The sequence below is a fragment of the Pirellulimonas nuda genome, from assembly GCF_007750855.1.
GTDB classification, from domain to species: domain Bacteria; phylum Planctomycetota; class Planctomycetia; order Pirellulales; family Lacipirellulaceae; genus Pirellulimonas; species Pirellulimonas nuda.
In genome coordinates this window covers 2,719,828-2,738,292 of record NZ_CP036291.1, presented here as the reverse complement: position 1 = coordinate 2,738,292, position 18,465 = coordinate 2,719,828, and the positions used below count along the sequence as shown (strand labels likewise).

Sequence of the window (18,465 nt, the reverse complement as noted above, 5' to 3'; positions counted from 1 at the left end):
CGTGCGGGCCGGTTAGGGCTTGGGGACCGAGATCTCAAACCTGCGTCCCTCGGCGGTGTCGATGGTGAGCGGCGTCTTTTCTGCGTCGAGGTAGTCCGCGGGGACCAGCGGCTTGCCCCCCGGGCCCTGACCGATCTTGAGGTAGACCTTGTGCCGGCCGCGGACGAGGCCGTCGCCGTACTTGTGGGTGGTCGCTTGATCGAAGTCGCCGCTGGCGTTGACCATCGCGGTCGCCACCCGGGGGAAGTTGACCCCGTCGGGTGACTCCATCTGGGGCACGAACTTCAGACGGAAGTCGTCGCTGGGGATGGCCGAGCCGTCGTCGTACTTCACGACGCCGCTCACCGGGACGATGTCGAAGGGGCCGCCGCCGCAGCCGGCCAGCGGCGCCAGCAGGGCCCCGGCGCAGACGAGCGTCGCCGCGGTCCGTCGTGACTTTTGTGACCGATCCATGCCGTTCTAGAACTCCTGCGTCACGGGGTAGCCGTCGCGGCCGATATTGAGCCGCTGCCACACACGGAACTTGTCCTGCTCGATGTCGCTGTTGGTCAGCCTCCCTCCGATAGAAATGTAGCCGGCGTCGACGAAGTCGCCCACAAAGTGCACGCTGGCGTCGGCCATGGCGACGTTCACCCCGCCGGGGTGGACGCTGCGGACGACCGATTGTCCGCTCCCTTGCCCGCTGGCGGAGAGGTCGATGTCCATGCACTCGCTGGCGAGCCGGGGGCGGCCGACGTCGTCGATGATCTCTTGCCCGCCGTAGATCTCTTCGTCGGTGTCGCCGCAGCTATTGGGGGAGTAGCCGGCGTGGCGGCAGTGGTAGCTCGACCCGCACATGCCCATCGCCCACACCCCCCGCCGGTCCTTGGCGCCGAGCCCGGCCCGCATCTCGGCCAGCAGGATCGTCTTGGAGGTGCCGTCGGTGAGCTGGTGCATGCCGAGGTTCTGGTTCACCTTGCCGTCGCTCAGCCCCGAGACTCCGATCTGGAAGTCGATGCCCGCGTCGTTGCCGGAGGCGGTCTTGATGTTCCGCCAGTACTGGTTGGGCCAGTACTCGAAGCCGTTCATCCCGTAGTTGGTGCGCGCCCAGTTGCCCCCCGACCCCTGGAAGTGCGTCTTGTTCTCGCCGTCGCTGGGGCAGAGCATCACCGGGATGTCGGTCCCGCGGGCCACGGAATTGGTCGTCCCGGTGGCGTCGTCCGAGACGCGCGAGGTGGCGCTGATCACGAACAGGTCCGCCAGCGGCTGCTCTTCAAGGTACGGCAGCGAACGGATGGCCCAGTTGTGGAACAACGCCTTGTCCTGCAGCGGGTTCCACAGCTTTTCGTTGGGGAACTCCGCCACGGCAGGGAACTTCTGGAACGTGTCGTGGTAGTTCTGCAGCGCCAGCGCCAGGTTCTTCAGGTTGTTGGTGCACGAAGCACGCCGGGCGGCCTCGCGGGCCGCCTGCACCGCGGGGAGCAGCATCGCCACCAAGATGCCGATGATGGCGATGACCACCAGCAGCTCGACCAGCGTGAAGGCCCGTCTTTCTATCTGTGTGAGTGACCTCATATCCGCATGCTCCATGATGAGGGGGGGGGCGGCCAGCAAAGCCCACCATAAAACCCAGCCTTAGACCCGGACGCGCCGGCCGCGGACCGCCGCGGCGAGCGCCATGAGACCGGCCGCCAGCGACGCCAAAGCGGACGGCTCGGGCACGGCCGAACCGGCCAAGGCGCCGCCGATCGCGGCCGAGGCGCCAAAGTTGTTCTTCCACGTTGTGTACTGCTCGGCGCCGATCACGCCGGCGTTGGGGTCGTTGGGGAGCGTGCCGGCGGCGGCGCCCAGGTTGTCGCGCCAAACGGTGTAGTCGGCCGCGTCGACAACGCCGTCTTCGTTGAAGTCGCCGTCTAGCCCGTCCGTCACCAGCGAAAGCAGGCGGATGTTGTCGATGAAGAAGCTGTTGCCGTCGTTCGAGTTGGTGGCGAGCGCCAGCCGGAAGAAGGTTCCGGGGGTCAGGCCGTCGACGGCCAGGTTCTTGGTCCCTGCCGTAATCTGGTCGAGCGCCACTTCGAGGGTCTGGGTCTGGCCCGCGCGGGTCACCGGGTTCCCGGCCTGGATCGCGGACGACTGGTAGAAGGTTCCGGCCTGGTCGGACACGTTCAAGAACAGCGACAGGTAGCTTCCGGCATAGGGGAACTGGTCGTCCGGGAAGGTGACGTCAAACGCGATCTTGTCGGCGCTGTTGAAGCTCGAGATGAGCTCGTCGATGAGCGGCTGATTGGCGGGATCGCCGGTCGCGCCGCTGTCGAGGGTGACCTGGCTGCCCCACGCGTACCCCGATTGGGGCGAAGTGAATTGCAACGCCGAGGCGCCTTGGGTGGCGCCCTCGGATGAGATGGCGCGGGTGTGAAAGTAAGGAGCGTTGTCGAACCCGTTCCGCCACCCCTCGAGTTGCTCGTTCACGCCTGGGGTGCTGGGGTTGTCCGGCGTTTCCCAAGAGAACAGCAGCTTCTCAGTGAACTGCGGGATGGCGGTGAAGCGGACGTTGTCGATGAAGTACTGGGCGCCTTGTCCTTCGGCGCCGTTAACCTGATTGCCGTTGCTGCCGAACTGGAGCTGGTAGAAGCTGGAGTTCGGCGCCAACGAGATCTGCGAGGCGGGCACGCTGGCGGTCACGATGCTGGCGAGCCCCGGCTGGCCGTTGGCCACATTGTAGGACTCCATAAACCCGGCGTCGCTATTGGTCGCGAGGTTGATGCCTAGGTAGCTGCCGATGTCGCTGAGGTTCGCCCAACTGCCGGTGGTGAAGGTGACGTCGAAGTCGAGCGTGTAGAGGCCGGGATTCGCCGCGACCGTGTTGAACAGGTCGTACGCGGGCGAGCCGATCGACTCAGAGACCTGCACGTCGCGCCCGAAGCCCGCGCCCGATTCGATCCCCATGGCCATGACGCCGTTGGTCGCGCCGGTGGTCGTCTGGAAGTGGTTGATGTAGTCGGAGTCGGACTGACCGGTGGGCACAAAGCCGTCGAGCCCCGATTCGAAGGAGTACAGCAACTGGGCCTGCGCGGAACAAGCGATGCCGGCAAGCAGGAACAGCAGGCACGCCGATCGACAAACCGAACGGGGGTGAAGGGTGATGGCTGGACGCATGGACGGAACCTCTCCTGCCTGAAACCTGGATGGCCGCCCCCCGCGAACGCCGCCGGGGCCGGGCCGTGAATGAACCGATAAGCGCAAAGCGATTACCGCACGCCAGACTCCGACGGCGGGAGGCTGCCCCCGCCCGTCGTCGGCGCCGCGGCACGAAGCTTACTTACGACGCCGACCGAAGCAGACGCCCAGCCCCCCGAGCACCAGCGCGCAGGCCGAGAGCGAAGCCGGCTCTGGAACCGCGTCGACGGTGCGGATGTTGTCGATCCACAAGGTCACCGGTCCGCTAATGTTCTGAGAAGCGCCGCCGTAGAGCTGGAGCGTGAACGCCCGCGTGTTGGCCATCCCGAGTCCCGCGGAGGTAGAGACCGAGTACGTGGTCCACCCCACGGCGGGGGCGAGGTTGGCCCCCGGCTGATTGCCCCAGTTGTAGCCGTTCGTCTCGCGTGAGACGAAGTTCATAAACCCGTGGTTTCCGAAGGCGTCCACCGCCGATCCCGGGGCGATCAACACGTCGAACCGCACCTCGCTGAACCCCGTGAGGTTCGTCGGCGATCCGAACACATCGCCCGTGAACGCGAACGTGTTGAGCGCGAACGGCATCTCGAGCTTGAGGGCGCCCATCGCGTTGCCGGGCGAACCGACCGCGGGGTCTTGAGACACGACCGCGCCGGCGCCCCCGAAATCGAACCGCCAGCTCTGCAGGCCGCTGCCCCAATCGTTGATGGTCGCTGCGCCGGCCATCTGCCCAACCGACATGGATAGCACTGCTGCGACGCCCAGCACCCAAACCGTTACACGCCTCATGAGACACCTCGCTTGCTAGATCACCGAAGAAGACAACGTGGAAAAGCCCGCACCGAGAGCCGGCCGCAATGCGTCCGTAGGGTGGCCGCGGAGGCCACCATGGAATCGCATGGTAAAGCACTTGAACACAATGGTCAAGCACTTGAACTAAGAATAATCCGGATTCTCGGGGCTGTCTAGCAGAAAGCCCGGCGGCTGCCCGAAATCGGTCGGCGGCTAGCCGCGATCGGCGTCGCGCGGCGCGGGGCCGGTCGACTCGCGGAGCACGAAGTCGGCCTCGATCTTCGACTCAACCAAGGGGAGATTTTCTTGGTCCCCGCTGAGCCGGCTGAGCACGAGCGAGGCGGCTTCGACGCCGATCTCGCGGGGCCGTTGACGCACCGTAGAGAGGGGGGGCGTGAGCCCCGCCGCGAAGTCGAGGTCGGCGAACCCGACGATCGACAGGTCGCCCGGGATCGACAGCCCGAGCAGGATGGCCGCGTCGTACACGTCCTGCGCCTCATGGTCCGACACGGCAAACACGGCCGTCGGGCGGAAGTCGCCCGAGAGCAGCTCGGTCGCCACCTCGACGCCGTTGGTGCCCGCGTGGTTCAGGCGCCAGCTCCGCACCTCGGCCTCGTCGTGAAACGACACCGCCCGCTCGAACTGCTGGCGTCGCTCGAGCGCCCAGGTCTGCGACTTGCTCTCTCGGCTGGAGATGCAGGCGATCCGCCGGTGACCGAGGTCGAGCAGGTGTTTTGCCACGGTTTTTGCGGCTAATGCCTCGTTTGTCACCACGGAGTCGCAGTAGGGTTCGTCCGCACGGTGGTCGATCACGACTACGGGCACCCGCTTGCTGGCGAGGTCGGCCAGGTGGTCGTGGTACGCAACACTAAACGGGGGCCAGAGGATCAACGCGTCGACGCGGCGGTCGAGCAGCCGGTTGATCTGCCGGACCCCTTCGGGCTCGTCCGCCTCGAAGTTCGGGAAGTGGTCCAGGTCCCCCTGCCATACGGTGATCGGCAGGTAGTCCGCCTCGCTCAGCCGGTGGTGGATGCCCGAGAGGACGTTGATCCAGAACGAGTCGTAGGGGGGGATCATCACGCCGACCGTCTGCGTGCGTCCGGTCTGGATGCCGCTGACCAGCAGGTTGCGGCGCCATCCGAGCCGCTCGGCGGCGTCGAGCACCCTGCGGCAGGTCGCATCGCCGAACCGGCCCTGATCGCCCCGGAGGATCTTAGACGCGGCGCTGACCGATACGCCGGCCTCCTCGGCGACATCCTTCAGGCGTGGCACGCGGGATTGGCTCATACCCCTATTTGTAATCGGGGGGCGGGGCGCCCCGCCAGCGAGTTCCGCCAGCCGGGTAGAAACTACACTCTAAAACCGCTGCTCAACTACTTGAGCACCCCGCAGTGTTTAAGTATGCTCAATTCGTACCTGAGCTTAGTGTGAGCCAGGTTCCCCGGTTCGGCTCCTCCTCGGTCTGCTCCTGCTGAGCGTAAACTGCGGCGAGCCGCCGCGTCACACGCGCCGTCGGGTTGCGCTGAAGAAGCATTCAATAAGCGAGGAGTTACGTCGTATGGAACCCGTTGATTCCGCGACCGCCGGGGTGCGGCAGACCGACGCCAACGCAAGCCAGAAGCCCACGCGCCGACCCGTGGCGGTCGACGCGGCCGACCCGCGGTTCCCTTGGCAGGAACGTCCGGCCGGTGAGACGGGGGTCGTGTGGCGCCACCGCGGCAACCCGGTGATCGGACGCAACCCGATGCCCGAAGTGCAGGGCATCTACAACAGCGCGGTGGTCCCCTTCGGCGACGGCTACGCCGGCGTGTTCCGCACCGAGAAGCACACGCGGTTCCCGCTGCTGCACGCCGGTTGGAGCGAAGACGGACTCGACTGGCAGATCGAGCCGCAGCCGATCCGGTTCACCAACCGCACCCCCGACCCCAGCGAGTACGCCTACGACCCGCGGGTGGTGCGGATCGAAGACTGCTACTACCTCACCTGGTGCGGCGGCCACAACGGCCCGACCATCAGCATGGCGCGCACCACCGACTTCCGGTCGTTCGAGCAGATGGACAACGCCTTCTTGCCGTTCAACCGCAACGGGGTGCTCTTCCCGCGGAAGATCGGGGGCAAGTACTTCATGCTCAGCCGCCCCAGCGACAACGGCCACACCCCGTTCGGCGACATCTACGTCAGCCAGAGCCCCGACCTGGTGCACTGGGGCAAGCACGAACTGGTGATGCGCAAAGGGGGCGACACCGTCGGCCAGTGGTGGCAGCGGACCAAGATTGGCGCGGGGCCGATCCCGATCGAGACCCCCGAAGGTTGGCTGATGATCTACCACGGCGTGATCGACACCTGCAACGGCTTCGTCTACAGCATGGGCGCCGCGATCCTCGACCTCGAGCAGCCGTGGCGCGTGCTCTACCGCACCAACCAGCACCTGCTCACGCCCGAGGCGGGCTACGAGACGACCGGGCACGTCCCCAACGTCGTCTTCCCCTGCGCCGCGTTGCACGACGCGCCGACCGGCCGGCTCGCCATCTACTACGGCGCCGCCGACACCTGCACGTGCCTCTCGTACGCCTACGTCAACGACCTGATCGACTTCACGAAGAACCACTCGGCCGTATTCTGAGAGGCGCGCCGCGTGGGACGGCAAACACGGTGGATGATCAGCCACCGAGCCGAGCGGCGCGACTCTGCGCAAGGTACTTCTGTCTGCGGCCATCTGCGTAACCTAGCGGCGACTCTTCCGGCGTTCTCAATCGCGGCCTCTTCCGGGCGGACTGAATGGGCGGGTTTCATCCGATCGATGTAGCGATCCTCGTCGCCTACCTCGCCGCGACCATCGGCATCGGGTTCTGGATCTCCCGCCGCGCGTCGAAGAACCTCCGCAGCTACTTCCTCGGCGGCAACACCATCCCGTGGTACATGCTGGGGCTGTCCAACGCGTCGGGGATGTTCGACATCAGCGGGACCATGGTGATGGTCTACTGGCTGTTCGTGTACGGGGCCAAGAGCATCTGGATCCCGTGGCTGTGGCCGGTCTTCAATCAGATCGTGATGATGGTCTACCTGTCGATCTGGCTGCGCCGTTCCGGGGTGCTGACCGGCGCCGACTGGATCCGCTTCCGCTTCGGCGACGGCCGCGGCGCCCAGTGGGCCCACCTGGTGGTGGTGCTCTTTGCGCTGATCAACGTGGTCGGCTTCTTGGCCTACGGGTTCATCGGGATCGGCAAGTTCGCGTCCACCTTCCTCCCCTGGCAGTTGGCCGCCGACCCCACGACCAACAGCAACCTGTACGGGCTGATCGTCACCGCGCTCACCACGGTCTACGTTGTAAAGGGAGGGATGTTCAGCGTCGTGTTCACGGAAGTCCTGCAGTTCGCCATCATGACGGTCGCCTGTGTGTGGGTGGGGCTGATCGCGATGGCGGAGGTCTCGCCCGAGGCGCTCGCGGCGGTCACCCCCGCGGGGTGGGACCGGATGTGGTTCGACTGGCGGTTCGACCTCGACTGGAGCGGCATCCTCGACTCGGCCAACCAGAAGGTGAGCGAGGACGGCTGGGACCTGTTCTCGTTGTTCTTCGGGCTGGCGCTGTTCAAGGGGCTCCTCTCCAGCATGGCCGGCCCCGCGCCCAACTACGACATGCAACGCGTCCTCTCGGCCAAGTCTCCCAAAGAGGCGGCCCTGATGAGCGGCGTGGTGAGCCTGGTGCTGCTTGTTCCGCGCTACATGCTGATCACCGGGCTCACGGTGCTGGCGCTGGCGTTCTTTTCCGATGAGCTGCGCGGCATGGGAGACGGGGTCGACTTCGAGATGATCCTCCCCTTCGCGATGCGCGAGTTCATCCCGGTCGGCCTGTTCGGTCTGCTGATCGCGGCGCTGCTGGCCGCGTTCATGTCTACGTACGCCGCCACCGTGAACGCCGCCCCGGCGTACGTGGTGAACGACATCTACAAGCGTTACTTCAACCCCGACGCCAGCGACAAGACCTACGTCCGCATGAGCTACCTCACGTCGGTGGCCGTGGTGGTAGTCGGCACCGCCTTTGGGTTTATGGTCAACGACCTCAAACAGGTGGTGAACTGGCTGGTGGCGAGCCTGTACGGCGGCTACATCGCGGCGAACCTGCTCAAGTGGCACTGGTGGCGTTTCAACGGCTGGGGCTACTTCTGGGGCATGGTGGGGGGCATCGCCTCGGCGTTTGTGCTCACCGTGGCGCTGAACGGCCAATCGACGCTGTGGGGCTTCGAGAAGAACCTGGCGCTCTTCCCGGTCATCTTGTCCATCTCCCTCGCCGGCAGCGTGCTGGGGTGCCTGCTCACCCCCCCGGACGACATGGCGGTGCTCAAAGAGTTCTACCGCCGCGTCCGCCCTTGGGGCTGGTGGGGTCCGGTCCGCGCCCAGCTCGTCCAGGAGTTCCCCGATTTGCTCCCCAACCGCGACCTGCCGCGCGACGCCCTGAACGTGGCGATCGGCATCGCTTGGCAGACGGCGCTCACGGCGACCGGCATCTACCTGGTGCTGCAAGACTACTGGGCGCTAAGCTGGTCGCTTGGGGTGGTCGCCGCCACTTCGCTGATCCTCAAGTTCACCTGGTACGATCGTCTGCGGGACTACCCAGCAGAAGCAAGCTTTACCCCTCCCACGCTCAACCCCGCGGAGCCGACGTGATAGCGATCCGGTCCGTCGTTCTGCTGGCCGCCGCGTGGGGCGCCGCTGCGCCAACCGGCGCCGCCCCCCCTCAGGAGTTCATCACCCGCCGGGGCGCGAAGCTGTACGACGGGGCAAGGGAGTTCCGCTTTGTGTCATGGAACGCCCCCAACCTTCACCTAGTAGAAGACGCGTTCACGTTCTTGGGGGGCGCCCCCTGGCGGTACCCCGACGCGTTCGAGGTCCGCGACGCCCTCCGCTCGATCCGGCAGATGGGGGGGACGGTGGTCCGCCCCTACGTGATCAGCGTCCGTCGCAACGACGGCGACATGGGCCCGCACGCCCACGTCGCCGCCCCGGGCGAGTTCAACGAGCAGGCCTTCGCGGCGCTCGACCTGGTGCTCAAGACCGCCGAGGAAGAAGGGGTGCGCGTCATCATCCCGCTGGTCGACAACTGGAAGTGGTGGGGGGGAGTCGAGCAGTACGTCGCGTTCCGCGGCAAGCAGGGGGACGATTTCTGGACCGACCCCCAGCTCATCGACGACTTCAAGCAAACCATCCACTACCTCGTCAACCGGCGCAACACGCTCACCGGTCGGCGTTACCGCGACGACCCGGCCCTCTTCGGCTGGGAGACCGGCAACGAGCTCGACGCGACCCCCGAGTGGACGCGCCAGATCGCCGCCTACATCAAGGGGCTCGACCCCAACCACCTGGTGATCGACGGCCGGTCGCTGCACGGCGTTCCCGAAGCGTCGCTGGACGACCCGAACGTCGACGTCGTCACCACACACCACTACCCGAATGTGGGCAACAACAACGCGGCCAGCATCCGCGCCGCGGTGAAGGCGGTCGACGGCAAGAAGGCCTACTTCGTCGGCGAGTTCGGCTTCGTGCCGGTAGACGAGGCGCAGCGGATGCTCGACGCGGTTCACGAGCTGGGGGTCTCCGGGGCGCTCTACTGGAGCCTCCGCTTCCACCGCCGCGAAGGGGGATTCTATTGGCACCACGAGCCCTCCGGCGGCGACCTGTACAAGGCGTACCACTGGCCCGGGTTCGCGTCGGGGGACGAGTACCGCGAGAACCAGGTGCTGCCGATGATCCGCGACGCCGCCTTCCGGATCCGCGGCCAGCGGGTCCCGCCGGTCGCCAGCCCCGAAGCCCCGACCCTGCTCCCGATCCTCGACGTGGCGCACATCGCCTGGCAGGGCGCCGCCGGCGGGCGGGCGTACGACGTCCAGCGTTCCGAGCGCGTCCACGGACCGTGGGAAGTTGTCGGCAAAGACGTCAGCGACGCCGCCGTGCAGTACCGCCCCTTGTTCGCCGACCGGTCGGCCCGGATCGGCGGCGCGTACTACTACCGGGTGGTGGCGAAGAACGAGGGGGGGGCTTCGCCGCCGTCCAACGCCGTGGGACCGGTTGAGGTGACGCATCAGACGCTGGTCGATGAAATGCGCGACCTATCGCTGGTGCACGCGGCCGCCCAGCCGTACGGGTTCCGCACCGGCGACGCGCGGAAGACGCAAGAAGACATCCACCGCGTTGAACTCGGGGGCGGGGGCAGCCTGGTCTACCGGTCGCCCGGGAAGGTAGCGAAGGTGACCCTCTGGTGCTTCGCGTCGAGCGACGACGCCCCCATCCGGGTAGCCGCCTCGGACAAGCCCGAGGGCCCCTTCGCCGAGCTCCCAACCAAACGCACCACGGCCCCTTCGGTCGCGGGGGACTACGGCTACCTCCGGCCGATCTTGGTCGAGGCCGGTCCCGTCCCGGCCGACGCTCGCTACATCCGCATCGAAGCCCCCGCCGGGGCGGCCGACAGCAATGTGCAACTCTCACGCATCGAGGTCCGTTATGGAGACTCGCCGTAGCTACCCCCGGCGAGGTCGGCGGGCGCGGCTGCTGACCGCGGTGCGGCTTGCGATCGTGCTGGCGGCGGGCCAAGCCGCGGCGCGGCCCGCCGCGCTCAACTCGGCCGTGCTTATTTACGATCAGAAGACGCTCGCCTCCGCGCCCGAGGTGCTCGCGCGGATCGCCGCCCAGGGCGAGCGCCGTGTGATGTTTGTGGTCACGGTCCACTGTCGGCTCTCGCCGGACCTCAAGCCGACCGCGCTGGGCCTGATGCGCGACCGCTACCAGTCGTGGCAGGACCCGGCGAACTTTATCCCGCTCGACGACGAAAACCTCGCGGGGTACCGAGAGAGCCTCACCAGGGCGCTGCGCAAAGCCAACGACCTGGGGATGGACGTCGCGATCCTCCCCCACTTCGATCCCGCCGGCGAGGTGACCGAGTGGCGGAACCGTTACGACTTTGACCCGTTGGCAGACATCGGGGGGTACACCTACGCGGGCGCGCTGATCGAAACGTGCCTGCTGGCGCTCGAAGAGGGCTGCGACGCCTCGACGCGGATCGATTTCTCGCTCGGCGGCGAGATGGGGCACAGCGTGTTCGCCTACCCGTCGTCGTACCTAGAGCTCGCGCGTAGGGTCCGCGCGCGGCTGGCGGGCCGGCCGGTGCGTATCGGCGTCAGCCTGAACCACAGCGACGTCGCCGACGGCCTCAAGGCTTCGGCCGAGCATCAGGCCGAGCTGCGTGGCTTGTTCGACGCGTGCGACTTCCTCGGCTTCTCCAACTACAGCCCTTTCCCGCCGCCCCCCCGCAGCGGGCAGTTCAGCGAGGCGTGCCGGCGGTTCCTCGAAGAGATGGCCAAGTGCGGCGTGAGGGTTGGGCCCGACACGCCCCTGCAGTTCTCGGAGATCGGCCTCGGGGGCGCCCCCGACCGCCGCGGGGCGGCCACGGTCGACCGCGCCGCTGCCGAGCCCTGGGAGGGTACCACCCAGCTCGCAAAGAACCCCTGGCGGGCCCCCGACATGATCCGTCTGCGACGCGACTACCACTCCGAGCTGTTGGAGTTCTTAACCGAACAGCCGGGGCCACGGCGGGTTGAGGCCGCGTACTTCTGGAGCGAAGGCTCTTGGGACCCGATCGACGTGCAGGCCTCTGGCTTCGGCGACGCCGAGATCCAGGCGGCGGTACGCACGCACAACGCCCAGGCAGAGCGGCCGGCGGCAGCAGACCGCTGAATCCGGTTCGCGGCGCCAGGCCGATGGCTGACGCGACTGGGCCCATGCACCCAACGCCCGCGAGCCTCGGTTGTCGGGATCCGCAATGCTAGCTCAACCGGGGCTCTGGTGAGGCCGAAGAATTGATCGCGGCGTTGCGATCATCCCCCCTAAAACAACGTTATACATCTCAAGCCTTCCAAAAATCCCCTACGGCGCCTAAGCCCCTGGAATCGAGCTCGACACGGCCCTGAAGCCGCGTGCGTTTCGCTCGCGATCACCGTAGCCGGCGGCTACAATGGAGGTGGGCCGGCAGATGCGGCCGACCACACCTTTGGACGAGACCTGCACGGGCAGGAGGTTTCGCCGCCGACCCGCGCCGATGAGAACGTGGGCGGGTAGGCCGATCCCGACGGCTTGGCCGCATGGACGGCCAACCTCGGTTCCCGCGTCGCTGAGCGGCGTTCCCCAGCCCACACCGATCCGGACGGCGCCCGCCGGTCTGGTCGCTTGCTTCGCCCGACAGTCCACTCCAATCCGTAGGCGCCTACGGCTCCCGATGAATCTACCCAAGAAGGCCAGACTCGGCTTGCTAGGCATCGTCGCAGCGGCGATCGGTTCGTTGTCAGCCCTCAGTGAAACAAACGCCGCCTCCCCCAAGATCGGCTGGGGGGGCGCCAATATCGATCACGTGAACGGCTCGAACGCAAGCTGGTACTACAACTGGTGGCACACGAAGCCCGCGGGCAACAACGACGCCAACGCCGAGTGGATCCCGCTGCTCAAGTACACCAACAGCCTGCAGAGCAAGCTCAACACCATTGCCGGCTACAACGACGTAGACACGCTGCTGGTGCTCAACGAACCCGAACGTGAGAACCAGTCGAACGTTTCGGTGACCGACGCGATCAACCTCTGGCCTCAGGTTCAGCAGGCCCTGCCCAACCACACGCTGGTCGGCCCCGCCGTTTCCGACAACGCCGCGGGACAGGCCTGGCTCAGCAGCTTCATGAGTCAGGTCGATTCGCTGAACTCAAACAGCGATCCCGACGACAACCTCCGCGTCGACGCCGTCGCTTTTCACTGGTACGGCGGGAGCAACCCGAACAATCCGGTCGGCTCCGCCAACAGTTTTCTCAACCCGGTCGACTACTACCACAATACCTACAACCGGCCGGTATGGATCACCGAGTTCGCCATGCACGACTGGGGCGGCAACTACACGGACGCCGAGTATCAGGAGGCCAATCGTATCTTCCTCGAGACGGTTATTCCCGGGCTCGAGAGCCGTAGCTACGTGAACGCGTACGCGTTCTACCATCACTTCAGCGACGCGAAGCTGCTCAACGGCAGCGACCCGGTGACCCCAACGTCGGCCGGCGACGTCTACGTCGACACGCTCCTGGCCGGCGATTCGCGGAACCTCAACGGCGTGAGCCTAGGGACCGACGTCACCTACCTGCGTGGCGGCGAGATCACCAACAACGGCGCCCCGCTGCAGACGGCCATGCGGGCGATCGACTCGATCGAAGGGGCCGGCGCCCTCGGGGGAAGCTCCGACTGGGCCGTGGCGGGAAGCAACGCGTTCGTCCGCATCCGCACGGACGCCTCGTTGGTGAAACAAGGCGCCAACGCGGTTGAGTGGAACAACGTAGCCACCACTAACGACGGCGGCCTCACCGTCGCGGACGGGACCCTGCGGATCGTCGACGGCTCGTTCACGGGGGACGGAGGCGTCCGCGTAGCGGCCGGGGCCGCGCTGGACCTGGTCGCCGTGGGGGGACGGGGCACGTACTCCTTTTCGGGGCAGCAGATCGACCTGGAGGGCCGGGTCATCGGGCCCGTGTTGCTTGCGGCCGGGTCGCGGCTAGCCACGGCGGGGAGCGCCGCCCGCGCGGAGGGCGACCTGATTCTAAACGCCTCGACGCTGGTGGTCGGCGGCGAGGGCTTCAACGAGCGCACGCCGCAGACGCCGATCGTGGCCGGGGGACTCAACCTCAACTTCGACGCCTCGCTCGACTCCCCGGGCGACAGCCTCTGGAGCAGCTCCGTAGGAAGCGAAGCACTCTCCTTCGGCGCCGCCGCGACCCCGGCCGTAGTCCAGTCTCCTAAGTTCCCCGCACTAAGCGCCGCTTACTCGATCCCAACCAGCGGCGGCGCCTCGGGGCTCAACCAGCGGCGGCGCCTCGGGGCTCAACCAGTATTTTGAGACCGCCGGGCCGCGCAGCCAGCAAGACGCAACGTTCGAGCTGGTGTTCCGCGTCGCCAGCACGTCCGCCGGCGTCGACCAAGTCCTCTTCGAGGCGGGTGGCCTGACCCAAGGCGTGGCGTTCATCCTCAGCGACGATCAACTTCGGTTCCACGTAAACGGCGACGGAGCAAACGTCGACATCACGACCACGCTCGACGGGGGGTGGCACCAGGCCGTGGGGGTGATCGACCTCGCATCGGGGGGTGACGCCGTTTCGCTGTACGTCGATGGGCAACACCTCACCACGCTCACCGGCCAGAACGTGGGCGACTGGGCCGGCGGCAACTCAGCGGGCCTGGGCGCCGGGTCCAGCCATGTGCCCGGTGTAGGGTCTGGCGCCGGCGCGCCTTACCACTCCCTCATTGCTGCGGCCCGCTACTATCAAGACACGGCGTTCTCAGCGGGGCAGGTGCTGCAGAACTACCAATCGATCTCGCTGGAACCCACCCAGCACGGCTCGGTCTTCAGCGTCGACGGCGTGCTCAGTCTTTCTGCCGGAGCGGTCGCGCGCCTGGACGTCGGAGACAATTCTCTGAGCGACAAGATCGTCATCGACGAGAGCCTCTCCCTTGCCGGAGGGGGAGTTGAGATTAGCTACGTCGGCGCCGACGGTTTGGCCGCGGGCGATGCGTTCGACCTATTGGACTTCGCCTCCGCCTCGGGGACGCTCGGATCGTTGACGCTGCCTCTGCTCAACGGGGGCCTGATGTGGCGCACCGGAGAACTGCTTACGTCGGGGGTCATCTCCGTGGCGATCGCCGGCGACTACAACGGCGACGGCCGGGTGGACGCGGCAGACTACACCGTCTGGCGCGATCAGCGGGGCGCTACGCTGCTTACCTCCGCGGACGGCAACGGCGACGGCCAGGTAGACGAGCTTGACCTGACGGTGTGGAAGCTCCAATTCGGACAATCCGCGGCCTCGGCGGCCGCTCGCGCCGCGTCCGCGGCGGTTCCGGAACCCGCCACGGCCGTGATTCTGCTGGCGGCCCTCGCGGCATGCGTGGCGCCGCGTCGTCGCCGCCTTCGCACCGACGCAGGCTGCTGAGCGTTGGTCGCTGCGTGGCGAGTTTGCGTTCGGACGCCCCACCGCTGGTGAGAACTGTTCCTTGGATTGAGATGATGCCGCTAAAACTGCGTTGGGCGACAACGATCCTCCTGCTAGCGAGCGTCCAACTCGCGAGCGTGCCAGACGCACGCAGCCAGCCGCCGGTCGCCGCGACTAGCCATGCGCCGGCCGAGCACAACGGCGGCTACCGCTTGGTCTGGGCCGACGAGTTCAACGTAGACGGCCCGCCCGATCCCCAGCGCTGGGCGTTTGAACACGGGTTCGTCCGCAACCAGGAGCTGCAGTGGTACCAGCCCGAGAACGCCGCCTGCAAAGACGGGCTGCTGGTGATCGAGGCAAGACGGCAGCGTGTGCCGAACACCGCGTACGCCGCCGGCAGCAAGTCGTGGCGCAAGAGCCGACCGCACGCCGACTACACCTCGGCCTGCCTCACCACGCGGGGCCTCCACCGTTGGAAGTACGGCCGGATCGAGGTGCGGGCACGGATCGACGCACGCCAAGGCCTCTGGCCGGCGATCTGGACGTTGGGCGAGGCAGGCGAGTGGCCCGACTCGGGCGAGGTCGACATCATGGAGTACTACCAGGGGGACCTCCTGGCCAACGCGTGCTGGTCTAGCGGCGTCCGCTGGTCGGCCAAGTGGGACTCCGCGAAGAAGCCGCTGAGCGCGTTGGGTGGCCAGCCGTGGGCGGCGCGGTTTCATACGTGGCGGATGGACTGGGACCGCGACCGCATCGAGCTATCGGTCGACGGCCTCACGCTCAATACGGTAGCGCTGGAGCAAACGGTCCGAGTGAACCGGCCGCAGTCCAGCCCGTTCCGCGAACCTCACTATCTCTTGCTGAACCTAGCCGTCGGCGGATCGAACGGCGGAGACCCCTCCGAGACCGAGTTTCCGGCAACGTTCGAAGTAGACTACGTACGCGTCTACCAGCGGTAGGCGCAGTGGAGAATCCTGGCGGCAGGTGACCGGCCCGGCGCTGCGTCGGACGACGCGTGGCCCGTCGGCTGGTTTCAGGCCGCAGCCAACCTGCCACGGGGACCGTGGCAGGGCAGGGGGGCGCCCCCGGGCCACGGCTGCTGCAAGGCCGCTTGCCAGCAGCCCTGGTTTGGGCAGGCGGGTGCAACACGCCGGAGGCCGCACCGGATACTTGATTCGTCAACGGCGTGACGCATTTCGTCAATGCTGCTCGGCTACAATGAGCCGTAGACCACCTATCGACTCATCACCCGGAAGAAAATGGCAGCGAAGCTCATTGCGCTGTGCGGGCGGGTTTGGTGCTCGACCCTCTTGGCGTCGCCCCCCAATTTGCTGTTGATCATCGCGGACGACCTCGGCTACGGCGATCTGGGCTGCACCGGCAGCCAGACCATCGCTACTCCGAACATCGACGCACTGGCCGCCAGCGGCACGTTCTTCTCTCAGGGCTACGTGGCCAGCGCGGTCTGCTCCCCCTCGCGGGCCGGGCTGATGACCGGTCGCGACCCGCGGCGGTTCGGGTACGAGGGGAACCTGAACAACTCGGCCGGCAACTATTCAACCCGGCCCGAACTGCTCGGCCTCTCGCCGACCGAGCACACGCTGGCCGACCACCTCCGCGCCGCGGGCTACGCCACCGCGCTGATCGGCAAGTGGCACCTGGGAGACGCCCAGCCGTTCCACCCGAACCGGCGGGGGTTTGAATACTTCTGCGGCATGCTGAACGGCTCGCACGAGTACTTTGTGGGCGCCGACTCCAAGGGGCTCGAGCGCAACGGCGCTCCTTTGCGGCGGTTCTCGAACCCCTACTTGACCGACTTCTTCACCGACGAGGCGATCAAGCAGATCGACAAGCAGGGCGACCGGCCGTGGATGATGATGCTCAGCTACAACGCCCCGCACACCCCGCTGCAGGCCACAAAGGCGGACCTCCAGGCGTGCAAGCACATCGAAGACCCCCAGCGCCGCACGTACGCGGCCATGGTCGTTGGGCTCGACCGCGGGGTGGGCCGGGTCATCGAACACCTGGAAGAAACCGGCGAGCGCGACAACACGCTGATCGTGTTCCTGTCCGACAACGGCGGCGCCACCGACAACCACAGTTGGAACGGGCCGCTCTCCGGCGCCAAGGGCTGCATGCTGGAAGGGGGCGTTCGGGTGCCGATGTTCTGGAGCTGGCCCGGCAAGGTTCAGTCGGGCCGCACGTCGGACGCCGTCGCGTCGAGCCTCGACATCCTGCCGACCTTCTTGGCGGCGGCCGGAGCCGAGGCGCTAGAGCTCCCCCCCAGGCCGTCGCACGAGGACAAGACCAACCAGCCGGCCGGCAACGGGCCCGGCGCGCTCGACGGCGTCAGCTTGTTGCCGCACCTGGTCGAGGGGGAGAGCCTGCCGGAGCGGCGGTTGTTCTGGCGTCTCCAAGGCCAAGCCGCCGTGTTGGACGGCCAGTACAAGCTCACCCGCCCGGGGCACCGCCCGGCTCAACTCTTCCGCCCCGCGACCGACCCGGGAGAACGTGACGACCTAGCGGCGAGCGAATCGGACCAAGTCCGCGCCATGTACAAGCTGCTGGGGGACTGGGAGGCCTCGCTGGGCACCGTGCCGCTCTGGGACTCGTCACCCTACTGGTGGGGCGCCTCGGCTCGCATCTACGACAGCTACGACCCCCGACCGGAGCCGAAGTAAGATGGGTCGCGTCCGCCGTAAGCGGACGCTGAGCCATCACGCCAACGAGCCCCATGATGGGCCAGTGCTCGCCCGCGGCGGCTCGCCCCATCCTACTTTTCGTGCGAGCCCGGTTTGAGGAACCAGGGGGCGAGCTCTTTTGTCACCAGCTCGTGCCCCTTGCGGTTCGGGTGGTTTGGCTGGGACATCAGGCTGGGCAGGTCGCCCCCTCGCTCCTCGAAACGCTGGAACGCCGCGTAGCTGTCCACCAGGCCTACATGGAACTCCGCAGCCAGGTCGCGGATCTGCTGGGCGTGTAGCGCCAAGGGAGCGTCGGGGTCGGCGATGTCTTCGTGCGTGTCGGGGGTCGGCGTGAGCAGGAGCACTTTCACGCCCCTACGAGACGCCTGCTCGATCATCGCGGCCCATGCCGCGCGGGCCCGCTCAAGGCCGATCGGGCGGTCGTTCAGCGCATAGTCGATTGTCACCACGTCGGGCTTCTTGGCCAGCACGTCGTCCGCAAAGCGCTGGGCGCCTCGCTCCGCGTTCTCTCCCCCGATGCTGGTGCGTATCACCTCGACCACGCTGCTGGGGTGCGACTCGTGGATCGCCACGTGCAGCAGGTGCGGGTAGGAATCGAACGGCCTGACATCCGGCGACTTGAAATAGCCGGTCGGAACGCTGTGGCCGTGGCAGACGACAACCACCATGCGGTTGTTGGGCCAAGTCTTGTCGAACTCGCCAGCGATCGACGCCAGGTAGCTCGCTGGATCGGCGGCCCGGGGGCGATCCGCCCCGCACGCCGTGGGCAGCGCCATGAGGAGCATCAGCCACGCGGCCACGGTACATCGCATCCT

The 18,465-nt window shown here is 67.0% G+C and carries 14 protein-coding genes; 8 read left to right on the top strand and 6 right to left on the bottom strand.

Features of this window, described 5'->3' with window-relative positions; genetic code table 11:
• Nucleotides 1-12: 12 nt before the first annotated feature.
• The 5 genes from Pla175_RS11050 to Pla175_RS11030 all read right to left on the bottom strand — a co-directional run bounded on the left by Pla175_RS11050 (nucleotide 13) and on the right by Pla175_RS11030 (nucleotide 5,232).
• Nucleotides 13-453, bottom strand: a complete 441-nt coding sequence (locus Pla175_RS11050) for a hypothetical protein (RefSeq protein ID WP_145284271.1) — start codon at nucleotides 451-453, stop codon at nucleotides 13-15.
• 6 nt (nucleotides 454-459) lie between these two features.
• Entirely contained in the window at nucleotides 460-1,554 is a 1,095-nt protein-coding gene (locus tag Pla175_RS11045) for a DUF1559 domain-containing protein (protein ID WP_197527423.1), read from the bottom strand.
• Between the two features lie 60 nt (nucleotides 1,555-1,614).
• Nucleotides 1,615-3,135 (bottom strand): PEP-CTERM sorting domain-containing protein, encoded by a 1,521-nt coding sequence (locus tag Pla175_RS11040; RefSeq protein ID WP_145284264.1) that lies wholly within the window; start codon nucleotides 3,133-3,135, stop codon nucleotides 1,615-1,617.
• Nucleotides 3,136-3,294: 159 nt separating this feature from the next.
• The gene (locus tag Pla175_RS11035) at nucleotides 3,295-3,942 is read right to left on the bottom strand and encodes a hypothetical protein (RefSeq protein ID WP_145284261.1); all 648 of its coding nucleotides are present in this window, start codon (nucleotides 3,940-3,942) and stop codon (nucleotides 3,295-3,297) included.
• Between the two features lie 216 nt (nucleotides 3,943-4,158).
• Nucleotides 4,159-5,232: a LacI family DNA-binding transcriptional regulator gene (locus Pla175_RS11030; protein WP_145284258.1), complete on the bottom strand. Its 1,074-nt coding sequence runs from the start codon at nucleotides 5,230-5,232 to the stop codon at nucleotides 4,159-4,161.
• 271 nt (nucleotides 5,233-5,503) lie between these two features.
• On the opposite strand from Pla175_RS11030, the gene Pla175_RS11025 reads away from it, so the two are divergent.
• The 8 genes from Pla175_RS11025 to Pla175_RS10990 all read left to right on the top strand — a co-directional run bounded on the left by Pla175_RS11025 (nucleotide 5,504) and on the right by Pla175_RS10990 (nucleotide 17,629).
• Nucleotides 5,504-6,568: a glycoside hydrolase family 130 protein gene (locus tag Pla175_RS11025; protein ID WP_145284254.1), complete on the top strand. Its 1,065-nt coding sequence runs from the start codon at nucleotides 5,504-5,506 to the stop codon at nucleotides 6,566-6,568.
• Nucleotides 6,569-6,723: 155 nt separating this feature from the next.
• On the top strand, nucleotides 6,724-8,610 hold the full coding sequence (locus tag Pla175_RS11020) for a sodium:solute symporter family protein (protein WP_145284251.1): 1,887 nt from the start codon (nucleotides 6,724-6,726) through the stop codon (nucleotides 8,608-8,610).
• A complete protein-coding gene (locus Pla175_RS11015) occupies nucleotides 8,607-10,457 on the top strand; it encodes a cellulase family glycosylhydrolase (RefSeq protein WP_145284247.1) in 1,851 nt (616 codons plus the stop codon). The genes Pla175_RS11020 and Pla175_RS11015 overlap by 4 nt, the downstream gene beginning before the upstream one ends.
• Nucleotides 10,441-11,670 carry a hypothetical protein gene (locus tag Pla175_RS11010; protein WP_145284244.1) on the top strand — a complete coding sequence of 410 codons (1,230 nt, stop codon included), beginning with the start codon at nucleotides 10,441-10,443 and terminating at the stop codon, nucleotides 11,668-11,670. The genes Pla175_RS11015 and Pla175_RS11010 overlap by 17 nt, the downstream gene beginning before the upstream one ends.
• Nucleotides 11,671-12,208: 538 nt before the next feature.
• Nucleotides 12,209-13,858 (top strand): glycosyl hydrolase, encoded by a 1,650-nt coding sequence (locus tag Pla175_RS11005; protein WP_197527422.1) that lies wholly within the window; start codon nucleotides 12,209-12,211, stop codon nucleotides 13,856-13,858.
• A 43-nt stretch (nucleotides 13,859-13,901) separates the two neighbouring features.
• The gene (locus Pla175_RS11000) at nucleotides 13,902-14,948 is read left to right on the top strand and encodes a LamG-like jellyroll fold domain-containing protein (RefSeq protein ID WP_145284238.1); all 1,047 of its coding nucleotides are present in this window, start codon (nucleotides 13,902-13,904) and stop codon (nucleotides 14,946-14,948) included.
• 71 nt (nucleotides 14,949-15,019) lie between these two features.
• Nucleotides 15,020-15,907: a glycoside hydrolase family 16 protein gene (locus tag Pla175_RS10995; protein ID WP_231954336.1), complete on the top strand. Its 888-nt coding sequence runs from the start codon at nucleotides 15,020-15,022 to the stop codon at nucleotides 15,905-15,907.
• Between the two features lie 300 nt (nucleotides 15,908-16,207).
• Entirely contained in the window at nucleotides 16,208-17,629 is a 1,422-nt protein-coding gene (locus tag Pla175_RS10990; RefSeq protein WP_145284234.1) for a sulfatase family protein, read from the top strand.
• 92 nt (nucleotides 17,630-17,721) lie between these two features.
• On the opposite strand, the gene Pla175_RS10985 is transcribed toward Pla175_RS10990, so the two are convergent.
• Nucleotides 17,722-18,462, bottom strand: a complete 741-nt coding sequence (locus tag Pla175_RS10985; protein WP_145284231.1) for an SGNH/GDSL hydrolase family protein — start codon at nucleotides 18,460-18,462, stop codon at nucleotides 17,722-17,724.
• Nucleotides 18,463-18,465 lie beyond the last annotated feature (3 nt).